Source organism: Actinocorallia sp. A-T 12471 (assembly GCF_033875155.1).
Taxonomy (GTDB): Bacteria; Actinomycetota; Actinomycetes; order Streptosporangiales; family Streptosporangiaceae; genus Actinocorallia.
In genome coordinates this window covers 473,711-485,631 of sequence record NZ_JAWZTE010000003.1, presented here as the reverse complement: position 1 = coordinate 485,631, position 11,921 = coordinate 473,711, and the positions used below count along the sequence as shown (strand labels likewise).

Genomic DNA, 11,921 nt, shown 5'->3' with positions numbered 1-11,921 from the left:
GATCTCCCATAAAATCCTATCAAGTCAATAGGAATTATAGAGAACGCGCCGCGGAGACGTCCGGCTTAGGACATGGCGTCTGGAATCAGCAGGCGGCGTCCCCCTCTCCCGAGTAACGGCAACTGTCCACCGCGGACTCCGGAGTGCGCAGCGTCACCGTAGCCGCGCTCGTCGGGAGCGCGGGCAGTCGGCTGCCCCCGTAGAGGTCGCGCCGCGAGTCGCGGCCCTCGCCGGTGTGGACGCGGACCGTCTTGCCGGGCCCGAGCCGGTACGGCCCGAACTCGTACACCGCGCCGTCTCCGGCGCGCAGCCGCCATCCGCGCAGGTCGCGGCTGCTGTCGGCGTGGTTCTTCAGCTCCACCCACTGCCCGCCGGAGCCGAGTCGCACGCGCTCGATGCGCACGGACGACCCGGACGACGACGACGGCAGCAGCCCGCCCGAGGGGGATCCCGTGGACGGGTAGAGCACTCCGGCTATCAGGAACACGGCTACCAGATCACGTACGGCCATAACAGAAAGTAATCAGGACATCGCCCCCCGAACCATCGACCGGGCGGGCACCCCATGCTCACCTCACGGAAAGTGTTAGCTTGCTCACAGGTGGTGTTCGCGCGTGTCAGGGCACGCGACCCCTGCCGACGCCCCGCGAAATCCGCCTCGGGAATGCGCGCGTCCGCAGTGGGGATTCCGGACTGTCATGATCCGCCGGAACGATACCGATCGGCCATGATCTGCTGGCTTGGGCGGCTGAAATGGGCAGACGGCGGGTTCTGTGGGCCTTCGGGGTGGTAGGCAAGGGCTGTGGGGCTAGATGAGGCAGTGGAGGAGCTGTACCGGGGGGCACCGGGGGACTTCGTCCAGACGCGCAGGAGGCTCGCCGAGGCGGCCAAGGCGGCGGGGGACGCGGCGACGGCTCAGCAGATCAAGGCGCTGCGGCGGCCGACGGTGTCGGCGTGGGCGGTGAACCTGCTCGTGCGCGAGCGGCCGCCGCTCGCCCGCGAGGTGCTCGCGTTCGGCGAGCGGCTGCGCGAGGCGTGGGAGAACGGCGAGGACACCGCGGAGCTCGACCGCGCGCGCACCCCCCTGATCGACAGGGCGACCCGGGCGGCCGCCGCGCTGGTGGAGGAGACCGGCCGGCCGCTCGGCGACCAGGCGCGCCAGGAGGTCGCCGAGACCCTGTACGCGGCGGTCTCCGACGCCGACGTGGCCGCCGAGGTCGCCTCCGGCAGGCTGACGCACCCGCGCGCGTACGTCGGCTTCGGCCTGCCCGGCATGTTCGGGGAGACGGCTGAGCCGTCAGCCGATGACGAGCGCGTCCGCGAGGGCAGGCCGCCGAGCGCGTCCAAGAAGAAGCGCGAGAAGGGCGGCCCGGAAGCGCCCGACGACCGCAGGCGCACCGAGGAGCACCAGCGCGCCGAGGAGCACAGGCGCGCTGAGGAGCGGCGTGCCGAGGAGCGCAGGCGGGAGGCCGAACGCCGTCGCTTCGAGGCGCGCAGGCACGCCGCTGAACTGCGCGCCAAGGCCGACGCCCTCGCCGCCGAGCGGGACCAGCTGCGCCGCGCGCTTGAGGACGTCGAGCAGGAGGAGGAGACGCTCCGCCACAGGCTCGACCAGGTACGGGTGCACAGGGCGGCGGCGCGCAAGTCCTTCGAGGAAGCCGAGCAGCTCGCCACGGCCGCCGCAGGGGCCGCCGCCGAGGCCGAAGCCGGCTTGTCCTGATCCTCCCCGACCGCCCGTCATACGCATCGGGCACCGCAAGTTATCTTCTGATCTCATGACGACTGACCCCAAGCCGACCATACGCAGGGTCGCCTGGGACGACCCCGACGCGGTCGCCCTGCGCGCGGAGATGGCCGTGGAGATCGACGCCCGCTACGCCGACCGCGCGGGGATCGCCGCCGTCCACGAGGCCCTGGCGATCGACGACGCCGAGATGGAGTTCGTCGGCGTCGCCTACGCACAGGCGCTGCGTCCCGTGGGCCACACCGCGCTGCGCTGGCGCGGCCGCGACCTCGAACTGAAGCGCGTCTACGTGACTCCGGCGAGCCGCGGCACCGGCGTGTCGACGGCGCTGCTCAGGTGGAGCGAGGACGTCGCGCGCGAGGCGGGCGCGGACCGCGTCATCCTGCAGACCGGCGACCGCCAGCCCGACGCCGTCAGGCTTTACGAGCGCGAGGGCTACGAGCGCATCCCCGACTACCCGCCCTATGACGCGGTGCCCGAGCTGCACTCGACCTGCATGGCCAAGGCGGTCCGCCAGACCGTCTGACGGGTTCAGCCGGTCCAGTCGAGCTGACGTCTGATCTCCTCGACCGCGTGCAGCGACGGCTTGGCCAGCGCCTCCACCGAAGCCCCCTCCACCGCGACGGGAATGTCGGTCGTGACGGTCTTGTCGGATGCGCCGATCTCGAACGTCCGGGTCGTGACGGGCGTCGCCTCGACCCCGTCCGGCCCGGAGACCCGCACCGCGCACGAACCGTGGCCGGTCGCCAGGGTGCTGATGTGCGGCCGGAAGAACTCGTGCGTCGTCGCGTACCGGAACCCGCCGGAGGCCATGTTCAGCTCGCACTGGAAGACGCTCAGCTTGCGGTCGGTCAGGTACAGCACCGTCACCTGGTAGGCGTTCAGCCTGAGCCTGCCGTCGGAGCCGACCCGTCCGACGAGGCCGGGGAAGATCTTCGGCACCCCGACGAGCTGGAGCTCGGCCGACCCGAGCCCGCCGAACGGCCCCTTCATGCCGAGCTCACGCCAGCCCACGTCCACCGCGCGGCTGAGCGACGCCTCAAGCCACGCGTCGAGCACGGCCTCACCCGGCCTTGGCTCGGACGCCGCCAACGCCGTCAGATAGCGCTCACGGTCCGCACGCGCCCGCGCGCGCACCGCGCGGATCCGCCGCCACGCCGAGACCGCCAGCGCCGCCGCCGCGAGGCTCAGCGGAAACCCGAACAGGGGAGCGGCGAACACCAGCACGATCCCGACGACGCCGAGCGCCGCCGCGCACAGCAGCACCGTGCGTTCGGCCTCGGTGCCGGGCGGCGCGGGCGCGACCGGGGTCGGCGCGAAGTACCTGGCGACGCCGACGGCCCGCTGCTCGGCGAGGGTTCGTTCGTCGGCCATGGGCGTCCTCTTCCGGTGGGGGACCGAAAGCGCGGTAGCCGCCATGATCGGGCACGCGCTCCCGCCGCCGCAAGGCCCCCGCGACAGCCGATGTCACGACCGTGACAGGTGTTCGCCCTCCCGCAGCCGTTCCAGGCCGAGCCAGATGAAGTCCAGCGCGGCCGACTCCGCCCGCGCGCGCGGCACCTCGGGATGCTCGAGCCACCAGGAGATCTGCGAGAACAGCGAGCCGTAGATGAGCGGGATGAGCAGCGGCGCGCGCCGCTCGTGCTTGGCGAGGGCTTCCGGGGACAGCACCTTGCGCCGCCGTGACAGCAGCCGTCCCGCCGCCGCCTCGCCGAACCTGTCACGCAGCTCGCGCAGCTCGACGCCCACCTCGGGCTTGTCGAGGTGCCGGATGATGACGGCCCACGCGTCAGGCTCGGCGGTCGCGTAGTCGAAGAGCGTCGCGACCATGCCCCCGATGCGCTCGAGCGAGGTCGCGCCCTCGACGTCGACCGCCGCGAGCCGCCCGGTGAGGTCGTCGACGATGGCCTGCGCGACCTCGCCGAACAGCTGTTCCTTGGACTCGAAGTGCTGGTAGAGCAGGGCCTTCGACACGCCCGCCGCCACCGCGACGTGCTCCATCTGGGTCAGATGGAAGCCGCGCCTGCCGAACTCGGTGAGCGCGACCCGCATCAGCTGCTCCCGCCGGATGGCGGCGGACAGTCTTTTGGCCATGTCGTTGATTGTCCCTATTTTCCGAGGTAAGGCGCGAGTTCGGTCCGGGCGACCGACCTCAGGTGCACCTCGTCGGGCCCGTCGGCGAGGCGCAGCGACCGGGCGCCCGCCCACATCGCGGCGAGCGGGAAGTCGTCGGAGACGCCCCCGCCGCCGTGCACCTGGATCGCCCGGTCGATCACCTCGCCCGCGACGCGCGGCGCGACGACCTTGATCGCGGCGACCTCGGTGCGCGCGCCCTTGGCCCCGACGGTGTCGATCAGCCACGCGGTCTTCAGGGTGAGCAGCCGCGCCTGCTCGATCGCGATGCGCGACTCGGCGATCTGCTGCTGCACCACGCCCTGCTGGGCGAGCGGCTTGCCGAAGGCGACGCGGTCTACAGCGCGCTGGCACATCAGCTCAAGCGCGCGCTCGGCCATGCCGATGGCGCGCATGCTGTGGTGGATGCGGCCCGGCCCGAGGCGGGCCTGGGCGATGGCGAAGCCGCCGCCCTCCTCGCCGATCAGGTTCTCCACCGGCACCCGCACGTCCTCGAGCAGGATCTCGCAGTGGCCCTGCTGGTCGTGCCTGCCGAAGACGGGCAGCGAACGGACGATCGTGACGCCCGGCGCGTCCAGCGGCACGAGGACCATCGACTGCTGGAGGTAGGGGTGGCCGTCGGGGTCGGTCTTGCCCATCAGGATCATGATCTTGCAGCGCGGGTCGGCCGCGCCGGTGGTCCACCACTTGCGGCCGTTGATCACATAGTGGTCGCCGTCGCGCACGATCGAGGTGGCGATGTTGGTGGCGTCGGAGCTGGCGACGTCGGGCTCGGTCATGCCGAAGCACGAGCGGATCTCGCCGTTCAGCAGCGGCTTCAGCCACTTGTCCTGCTGCTCGGGGGTGCCGAACAGGTGCAGCACCTCCATGTTGCCGGTGTCGGGGGCCGCGCAGTTCGTCGCCTCGGGGGCCAGCAGCGGGGAGCGGCCCATGACCTCGGCGAGCGTCGCGTACTCGGTGTTGGTGAGACCTGAGACGTCGGGCAGGAACAGGTTCCACAGTCCTGCCTCGCGGGCGAGGACCTTCAGCTCCTCGACGATCGGGGGCACCTCGTGCGGCCGTCCGGCGGCCACCAGCTCCGCGTGCTGGCTGGCGTAGACCGGTTCGGCCGGGTAGACGTGCTTCGTCATGAAATCTTCGAGCCGGGCAAGATACGACGCGGCCCGCTCACTCAATGCGAAGTCCATGCCGGTATCGTAACTGACCCGTCAGTTACTTGAAGGAGGGGTCCCATGGAACTCCACGGAAAGGTCGCGCTGATCACCGGCGGCGCGAGCGGCATCGGCGCGGCCGTGGCGCGCAGGCTCGCCGGGCTCGGCGCGCACGTCGCCCTCGCCGACGTCGACGCCGCGGGCGGGGAGAAACTCGCCGCCGAGCTCGACGGCCTGTTCGTGCGCTGCGACGTGCGCGAACCAGCCGAGAGCGTCAAGGCGGTCGAAGCGGCCGTGGCGCGCTTCGGCGGGCTCGACATCGCCTTCCTCAACGCGGGCGTCGCCACCGGATCGGGCATGGGCGAGTACTTCGACCTCGACCGGTACCGCCGCGCCATGTCGATCAACCTCGACGGCGTCGTCTACGGCGTCAACGCCGCGCTTCCCGCGCTGCGGGCGCGCGGCGGCGGCCAGATCGTCGCGACGGCGTCGATGGCCGGGCTCACCCCCATGCCGATCGACCCGCTGTACGCGGCCAACAAGACGGCAGTCGTAGGGCTCATCCGCTCCCTCGGGCCCGCTTACGAGCCGGAGAACATCCGCGTCAACGCGCTGTGCCCCTCGTTCGCCGAGACCGCGATCCTTGATGGACTGCGCGAGCACCTGGGTACGTTCCCCATCCTCGACGTCGAGACCGTCGCCGACGCGTTCCTGCGGATCCTCGAGTCCGACGGCGTCGGGCAGGCTTGGCCGGTCGTGCCGGGCCGGGACATCGAACCTTTCCGTTTCCGGGGCGTCCCCGGGCCGAGGAGCTGACATGCGCGCCATCCAGATCACCGAGTTCGGCGGACCCGAGGTCCTGACCCTCACCGACCTTCCCGAACCCGTCGCGGGGCCGGGGCAGGTCCTCGTCGACGTGACCCGCGCGGGCGTCAACTACGCCGACACCCACCAGGCGGAGAACACCTACCTCGCGGCGTCCAAGCTGCCGATGGTGCCGGGCGGCGAGATCGCCGGGACGGCCGGGGGCCGCCGCGTCGTCGGGCTCACCGCCGACGGCGGAGGCTACGCCGAGAAGGCCCTCGCGATGGAGGGGGCGCTGTACGACATTCCCGACTCGGTGGACGACCTCACCGCGCTCGGGCTCGTCGTGCAGGGCGCGACGGCGTGGGTGATGCTGCGCAAGAGCGTCCACCTCGAGCCGGGGGAGTCGGTCGTGGTGCACGCGGCGGCGGGCGGCGTCGGGACCCTCGCCGTCCAGCTCGCGAAGGCGTTCGGGGCGGGACGGGTCATCGCGACGGCGTCGAGCGAGGAGAAGCGGGAGCTCGCGCTCAGCCTCGGCGCGGACGTCGCGCTCGACCCGGCGACGCCGGAGCTGCGCAAGGCGCTGATCGAGGCGAACGGCGGGCGGCGCGTCGACGTCGTCCTTGAGATGACGGGCGGGACGGTCACCGACCAGTCCCTCGCCGCGCTCGCCCCCTTCGGCCGCCTCGCCTTCTACGGCATGGCCTCCCGGGAACAGCCTTCGCCGATCTCCGCGCCCTCACTCCTGCGGCACTCCACGGCCGTCATAGGCATGTGGCTGCCTCACGTCCTCACCCTTCCCGGTGACGTCATGCGGCGTGCCATGACCGAGCTGTTCGACCTCGCCTCCAGCGGTTCCCTCAAGGTCGTCAACGGCGGCGAGTACGGGCTGTCGGAGGCGCGGGCCGCCCACGAGGCGCTGCGCTCCCGTAAGACGACGGGCAAGCTGGTCTTGGACCCGTCCCGGTAACCGGCGGGCCCGAAACCCCGGGCGGGTGAAGTCACCCAGAGTGAGATTCCCCACCGGTGTCTGATCGCGGCTCCTTGTACGGGCGGTACCGGGCTCCTGCTGGGCCCGGTACCGCCCGTCCGGCTGTGGGGCCTGTGGGGGCGGCCGATCGCGGCCTGGCTTGAACCCGCTCCGAGGGCCGGGCAGGCCCCGTCGCCGACGTGCCGCCTGCGGGGCGCGGCCCGACGTGATCCATCAAGCACCTTATTCCGATTGACTTGATAGGAAATCCAGGCCAGGATGGTCGGCATGACGTTGACGACCACGGAGGTCGGGGTTCCGTCGCTCGCCGAGCGCGCCCGGCTGTTCGCCGAGACGAGTGACGAGTGGCTGCACCGGGTGCGGCTCGACCCGCAGGGCCGCTGGTATGAGCGGCTTGAGGGCGACGACGACTACGAGGTGTGGATCATCAGCTGGCTGCCCGGCCAGAGCACCGGGTTCCACGACCACGGCGGGTCGGCCGGCGCGTTCGCGGTGGTCCTCGGCGAGCTCGAGGAGGCCACGCTCCGTTCCGAGGCGACCCTCGGCGGGGGACGGGTCAGGAATTTCGGCACGCACCACATCCACGACGTCCGCAACGTCTCGACGGCCCCCGCCGTCAGCGTCCACGTGTACTCGCCGCCGCTGTCCACGATGAACCGCTACGACCTGTCGTCCGAGGGCGAGCTCGTGGTGCTGAAGACCGAGTCCGCGGAGGAGTGGTGACCCGCCCGGCCGGAGCGCGCTCCATCGACCAGATCCTCGACGAGGCACGGACCCGCCTGGTCAGGCTGACGCCCGAGCAGGCGCACAAAGAGCCCGACGCGCTCCTCATCGACATCCGCCCCGCCGCGCAGCGCGCGCAGGAGGGCGAGATCCCCGGCTCGCTGATCATCGAGCGCAACGTGCTCGAATGGCGGCTCGACCCGGAGAGCGACGCGAAGATCCCTGAGGCGACCGGCTACGACGTCCGCGCCGTCGTCTTCTGTTCCGAGGGCTACACCTCGAGCCTCGCCGCCGCCGCCCTGCAGGACCTCGGCCTCGCCCGCGCCACCGACATCGACGGCGGCTTCGTCGCCTGGAAGGCCGCGGGCCTGCCCACCGGCTGAGCTCAGCCGAACAGCCGCCCGAGGAGCGCCCCGACAACGGCCACGCCGCCCCCGGCCCGCTCCTCGACCCCGTCGGCGCCGTGTGCGAGCCCACTCACCGCCGACGCGCCCAGCGGCCCCGGCTCCCAGCGCGGCGTCCGGCCCGCCGCGCGCGGACGGCTCATCGAGCTCGTCGGCGCGCACCTTGACCCACCGTGAGGGCGGTGCCGTGAAAACACGCCGGGGTCGGGCGGGAAGGGCGGTAGACTGTGCGGCATGGCAGCAGCGCGACAGCCCGCACTCCCACGCTGGGAGACGACGACGCCGGGGCACACCCGGCACTCGGAGCGCGCGCGCTGACCTCCGAGACACCAGATGAGGCCCCGGGAGAACGCTCCCGGGGCCTCATCGCTTCCCAAGACCTTCTCTGCGATCAAGGAGTTCCCGTGTCCGAACTGCGTGTCACCCTCGGCGGAGACGAGCGAGTGGTGGCCGCCGGCGCCACGGCGGGGCGGGTGCTCGACGACGTCGGGCGCGGCGGCCCCAGGGTCGTCGCCGCCCGGGTCAACGGCGAACTGCGCGACCTCGAGTACGCCGTCGCCGACGGCGACGAGATCGAGGCCGTCGAGATCGACTCCAAGGACGGCCGCGACATCCTGCGGCACTCCACCGCGCACGTCATGGCCCAGGCCGTCCAGGACATCTACCCCGACGCCAAGCTCGGCATCGGCCCGCCCGTCGAGAACGGCTTCTACTACGACTTCGACGTCGCCGAGCACTTCACCCCCGACGACCTGAAGAAGATCGAGCGCCGCATGCGCGAGATCGTCAAGCAGGGCCAGCGGTTCGAGCGCAGGGTCGTGTCCGACGACGAGGCGCGCGCCGAACTGTCCGGCGAGCCCTACAAGCTCGAGCTCATCGGCCTGAAGGGCGGCGGGGGCGTCGAGGACGAGGAGTCGGTGGAGGTCGGCGGCGCCGAGCTGACCATCTACGACAACATCGACGCCAAGACCGGCGACCTGTGCTGGAAGGACCTCTGCCGGGGCCCGCACCTGCCCACCACCCGCAACATCCCCGCGTTCAAGCTGATGCGCTCCGGCGGCGCGTACTGGCGCGGCAGCGAGAAGAACCCGCAGCTCCAGCGGATCTACGGCACCGCGTGGGAGTCCCGCGACAAGCAGGACGAGTACCTGAAGATGCTCGAGGAGGCCGAGAAGCGCGACCACCGCAAGCTCGGCGCGGAACTCGACCTGTTCTCCTTCCCGCCGATCATCGGCTCCGGCCTGCCGGTGTTCCACCCCAAGGGCGGCATCATCCGGCGCGAGCTGGAGAACTACTCGCGCGTCCGGCACGAGCAGGCGGGCTACTCGTTCGTCAACACCCCGCACATCACCAAGGGCGGCCTGTACGAGACCTCCGGGCACCTCGGCTGGTACCGCGACGGCATGTTCCCCCCCATGGAGCTCGAAGGGGCCGAGTACTACCTCAAGCCCATGAACTGCCCCATGCACAACCTGATCTTCGATGCCCGGGGCAGGTCGTACAAGGAACTGCCGCTGCGGCTGTTCGAGTTCGGCACCGTCTACCGGTACGAGAAGTCCGGGGTCGTGCACGGCCTCACCCGCGTGCGCGGCCTCACCCAGGACGACGCGCACATCTACTGCACCAAGGAGCAGATGCAGGACGAACTGCACTCGCTCCTGAAGTTCGTGCTCGACCTGCTGCGCGACTACGGCCTCGACGACTTCTACCTCGAGCTGTCCACCCGCGACCCGGAGAAGTCCGTCGGCTCGGACGAGGAGTGGGAGGAGGCGACCGAGATGCTGCGGGTCGCCGCCGAGAACTCCGGCCTCGCCCTCGTCCCCGACCCGGGGGGCGCGGCGTTCTACGGCCCGAAGATCTCCGTCCAGGCCCGTGACGCGATCGGCCGCACCTGGCAGATGTCGACCATCCAGGTCGACTTCCAGCTCCCGCGCCTGTTCAACCTCGAGTACCAGGCCGCCGACGGCTCACGCCAGCGCCCGGTGATGATCCACCGAGCCCTGTTCGGCTCGATCGAGCGCTTCTTCGGCGTCCTCCTGGAGCACTACGCGGGCGCGATGCCGCCGTGGCTGGCCCCCGTCCAGGTCGTCGGCATCCCCATCGCCGACGAACACATCCCCTACCTGGAATCGGTCGCGGAAAAGCTCCGCGCCCTAGGCGTCCGCGCAGAGGTCGACACCTCAAGCGACCGCATGCAGAAGAAGATCCGCAACGCCCAAAAGCAAAAGATCCCCTTCATGCTCCTGGCCGGCGACGACGACGTCGCCAAAGACGCCGTCTCCTTCCGCTACCGCTCCGGCGAACAGAACAACGCGGTCCCCATCGACCAGGCCACCGCCGAAATCCTCAAAGCAATCACCACCCGATCCCAGGTCTAACCACCCCACCCCCAACCCCAAACCCCTTTCCCCGCAGTCCCTTCGGGACTGCGGGGAAACAGGGGCACCCCCGCCAGACGCAGCGCCTCACCCACGCGGGGGCGCATTCCAGGGAGCGCCGCTAGGCGCAGCGGGTCACCCGCGTGGGGCGTGTTCAAGGGAGCGCCGCTAGGCGCAGCGGGTCACCCGCGTGGGGCGCGTTCCAGGGAGCGCCGCTAGGCGCAGCGGGTCACCCGCGTGGGGCGCGTTCCAGGGAGCGCCGCAAGACGCAGCGCCTCACCCACGCGGCGCGCATCCCAGGGAGCGCCGCCAAGCGCAGCGAGTCACCCACGCGGCGCGCATCCCAGGGAGCGCCGCCAAGCGCAGCGAGTCACCCGCGCGGGGCGTGTTCAAGGGAGCGCCGCCAGGCGCGGCGGGTCACGCGTGCGGGGTGGGTTCCGAGGAGCGCCGTTAGGCGCGGCCTGAGCGGACCGGGGAGTTAAGGCAGCGCCGCAAGGCGCGGCGGGTCACGCGCGCGGCGGTGTTCCACGGAGCGCCGCCAAGCGCGACCTGGGCGGACCGGGGGTTCCAGGGAGCGCCGCAAGGCGCGGCGTTTCGCGCGTGCGGGGCGCGTTCCGCGGAGCGCCGCCAGGCGCGGCCTAAGCGGACCGGGGGTTTGAGGGAGCGCCGTTAGGCGCGGTGGGGCGCGCGTGTGGGGTGTGTTCCAGGGAGCGCCGCTAGGCGCGGTCCAGCGCGCTCGGGGGGTTAAGGGAGCGCCGTTAGGCGCGGCGGGGTACGCGTGTGGGGTGGGTTCCGGGGAGCGCCGTTAGGCGCGGTCCAGCGCGCTCGGGGGGTAAGGGAGCGCCGTTAGGCGCGGTGCCTCACGTGATCGGGCGCCCTGGGCTGCCCCGGAGGCCCCCTAGGGCCGGAGGGGCAGCCCAGGCTTGCGAAGCGCCCGATCACAGCCCGCCCGTAGGCCCCCCGGGCCGGAGGGCGGGCATAATAATGCTGTGATGGGAGCCACTCGTGTGTCGGCGCGGGAGAAGTTGTTGGATGCGGCGGGGCGGTTGATTGTTGCCAGTGGGTGGCAGCGGTTGCGGGTGTCGCATGTGGCGGTTGAGGCGGGGGTGAGTCGGCAGAGTGCGTATAACGAGTTCGGGTCGAAGGGGGCGTTGGGTGAGGCGCTTGTCATGCGGGAGTTCGAGCGGCATCTTGACGGGTTGAGTGAGCGGCTTGTCGATCGCAGGGATGATGTGGGCGCGGCGGTGGAGGGGGCCGTGCTGTTCACGTTCCGGGAGGCTTCCGACAATCCGGTGTTGAAGAGTCTGCTGACGAGTGCGCGGGCCGGGATCGTCATGGGTGAGTTGGCGGAGGTGGTGCGCAATCGTGAGGTGCCGCCGCTGGCGCAGGCGATCGCCGCGGTGACGGCGTTGGTCGCCAGGTACCGGCCGGATCTCGACCCGTTCTCGGTGCGGCTCGCGGTCGACATGGTGTTGCGCGTGACCGTCAGTTACCTGGTGACGCCCGACGGCCCGCACGAGGAGGCGGCGGCGCGGATCGCCCTCATGGCGACCCGGGTCCTCGGCCTGCCGGTGCGGTAACCTCGGACATCCT

13 protein-coding genes and 1 pseudogene are annotated in these 11,921 nt (G+C 71.3%); 9 read left to right on the top strand and 5 right to left on the bottom strand.

Features of this window, described 5'->3' with window-relative positions; genetic code table 11:
- Positions 1–85: 85 nt before the first annotated feature.
- Positions 86–511, bottom strand: a complete 426-nt coding sequence (locus R9X44_RS11215) for a lamin tail domain-containing protein (protein ID WP_319813991.1) — start codon at positions 509–511, stop codon at positions 86–88.
- Positions 512–802: 291 nt separating this feature from the next.
- Between R9X44_RS11215 and R9X44_RS11210 the strand changes: the two genes are divergently transcribed.
- A complete protein-coding gene (locus tag R9X44_RS11210) occupies positions 803–1,720 on the top strand; it encodes a hypothetical protein (RefSeq protein WP_319813990.1) in 918 nt (305 codons plus the stop codon).
- A gap of 55 nt (positions 1,721–1,775) precedes the next feature.
- On the top strand, positions 1,776–2,270 hold the full coding sequence (locus tag R9X44_RS11205) for a GNAT family N-acetyltransferase (RefSeq protein WP_319813989.1): 495 nt from the start codon (positions 1,776–1,778) through the stop codon (positions 2,268–2,270).
- 5 nt (positions 2,271–2,275) lie between these two features.
- Here the strand turns inward: R9X44_RS11205 and R9X44_RS11200 are convergent, their stop codons facing one another.
- The 3 genes from R9X44_RS11200 to R9X44_RS11190 all read right to left on the bottom strand — a co-directional run bounded on the left by R9X44_RS11200 (position 2,276) and on the right by R9X44_RS11190 (position 5,064).
- Entirely contained in the window at positions 2,276–3,118 is an 843-nt protein-coding gene (locus R9X44_RS11200; RefSeq protein ID WP_319813988.1) for a hypothetical protein, read from the bottom strand.
- Between the two features lie 93 nt (positions 3,119–3,211).
- A complete protein-coding gene (locus tag R9X44_RS11195) occupies positions 3,212–3,838 on the bottom strand; it encodes a TetR/AcrR family transcriptional regulator (protein ID WP_319813987.1) in 627 nt (208 codons plus the stop codon).
- A gap of 14 nt (positions 3,839–3,852) precedes the next feature.
- Entirely contained in the window at positions 3,853–5,064 is a 1,212-nt protein-coding gene (locus tag R9X44_RS11190) for an acyl-CoA dehydrogenase family protein (RefSeq protein WP_319813986.1), read from the bottom strand.
- Between the two features lie 45 nt (positions 5,065–5,109).
- On the opposite strand from R9X44_RS11190, the gene R9X44_RS11185 reads away from it, so the two are divergent.
- The 4 genes from R9X44_RS11185 (at position 5,110) to R9X44_RS11170 (ending at position 7,929) form a co-directional block, all read left to right on the top strand.
- Complete coding sequence (locus R9X44_RS11185; protein WP_319813985.1) at positions 5,110–5,844, top strand: SDR family oxidoreductase; 735 nt, start codon at positions 5,110–5,112, stop codon at positions 5,842–5,844.
- Position 5,845: 1 nt separating this feature from the next.
- Positions 5,846–6,802, top strand: coding sequence for an NADPH:quinone oxidoreductase family protein (locus R9X44_RS11180; protein WP_319813984.1), 957 nt, complete (start codon positions 5,846–5,848; stop codon positions 6,800–6,802).
- Positions 6,803–7,090: 288 nt separating this feature from the next.
- Positions 7,091–7,546, top strand: a complete 456-nt coding sequence (locus R9X44_RS11175) for a cysteine dioxygenase family protein (protein WP_319813983.1) — start codon at positions 7,091–7,093, stop codon at positions 7,544–7,546.
- Positions 7,543–7,929, top strand: a complete 387-nt coding sequence (locus tag R9X44_RS11170; RefSeq protein ID WP_319813982.1) for a rhodanese-like domain-containing protein — start codon at positions 7,543–7,545, stop codon at positions 7,927–7,929. The genes R9X44_RS11175 and R9X44_RS11170 overlap by 4 nt, the downstream gene beginning before the upstream one ends.
- A 2-nt stretch (positions 7,930–7,931) precedes the next feature.
- On the opposite strand, the gene R9X44_RS11165 is transcribed toward R9X44_RS11170, so the two are convergent.
- Positions 7,932–8,093, bottom strand: a complete 162-nt coding sequence (locus tag R9X44_RS11165; protein WP_319813981.1) for a hypothetical protein — start codon at positions 8,091–8,093, stop codon at positions 7,932–7,934.
- 261 nt (positions 8,094–8,354) lie between these two features.
- Here R9X44_RS11165 and thrS point away from each other — a divergent pair, with 261 nt between their 5' ends.
- The 3 genes and pseudogenes from thrS to R9X44_RS11155 all read left to right on the top strand — a co-directional run bounded on the left by thrS (position 8,355) and on the right by R9X44_RS11155 (position 11,908).
- The gene (gene thrS / locus R9X44_RS11160; protein WP_319813980.1) at positions 8,355–10,328 is read left to right on the top strand and encodes a threonine--tRNA ligase; all 1,974 of its coding nucleotides are present in this window, start codon (positions 8,355–8,357) and stop codon (positions 10,326–10,328) included.
- A gap of 992 nt (positions 10,329–11,320) precedes the next feature.
- Positions 11,321–11,479, top strand: a pseudogene (locus R9X44_RS35745) (TetR/AcrR family transcriptional regulator); the annotation flags it as partial.
- Positions 11,480–11,497: 18 nt separating this feature from the next.
- The gene (locus tag R9X44_RS11155; protein WP_319813979.1) at positions 11,498–11,908 is read left to right on the top strand and encodes a hypothetical protein; all 411 of its coding nucleotides are present in this window, start codon (positions 11,498–11,500) and stop codon (positions 11,906–11,908) included.
- The last annotated feature ends 13 nt before the right edge of the window (positions 11,909–11,921 follow it).

Excerpts from the sequence above, each read along its gene's own strand:
- R9X44_RS11215 (WP_319813991.1), bottom strand. The coding sequence starts at position 511 with ATGGCCGTACGTGATCTGGTAGCCGTGTTCCTGATAGCCGGAGTGCTC.
- R9X44_RS11205 (WP_319813989.1), top strand. The coding sequence starts at position 1,776 with ATGACGACTGACCCCAAGCCGACCATACGCAGGGTCGCCTGGGACGAC.
- R9X44_RS11200 (WP_319813988.1), bottom strand. The coding sequence starts at position 3,118 with ATGGCCGACGAACGAACCCTCGCCGAGCAGCGGGCCGTCGGCGTCGCC.
- R9X44_RS11195 (WP_319813987.1), bottom strand. The coding sequence starts at position 3,838 with ATGGCCAAAAGACTGTCCGCCGCCATCCGGCGGGAGCAGCTGATGCGG.
- R9X44_RS11190 (WP_319813986.1), bottom strand. The coding sequence starts at position 5,064 with ATGGACTTCGCATTGAGTGAGCGGGCCGCGTCGTATCTTGCCCGGCTC.
- R9X44_RS11185 (WP_319813985.1), top strand. The coding sequence starts at position 5,110 with ATGGAACTCCACGGAAAGGTCGCGCTGATCACCGGCGGCGCGAGCGGC.
- R9X44_RS11180 (WP_319813984.1), top strand. The coding sequence starts at position 5,846 with ATGCGCGCCATCCAGATCACCGAGTTCGGCGGACCCGAGGTCCTGACC.
- R9X44_RS11175 (WP_319813983.1), top strand. The coding sequence starts at position 7,091 with ATGACGTTGACGACCACGGAGGTCGGGGTTCCGTCGCTCGCCGAGCGC.
- R9X44_RS11165 (WP_319813981.1), bottom strand. The coding sequence starts at position 8,093 with ATGAGCCGTCCGCGCGCGGCGGGCCGGACGCCGCGCTGGGAGCCGGGG.
- R9X44_RS11155 (WP_319813979.1), top strand. The coding sequence starts at position 11,498 with ATGCGGGAGTTCGAGCGGCATCTTGACGGGTTGAGTGAGCGGCTTGTC.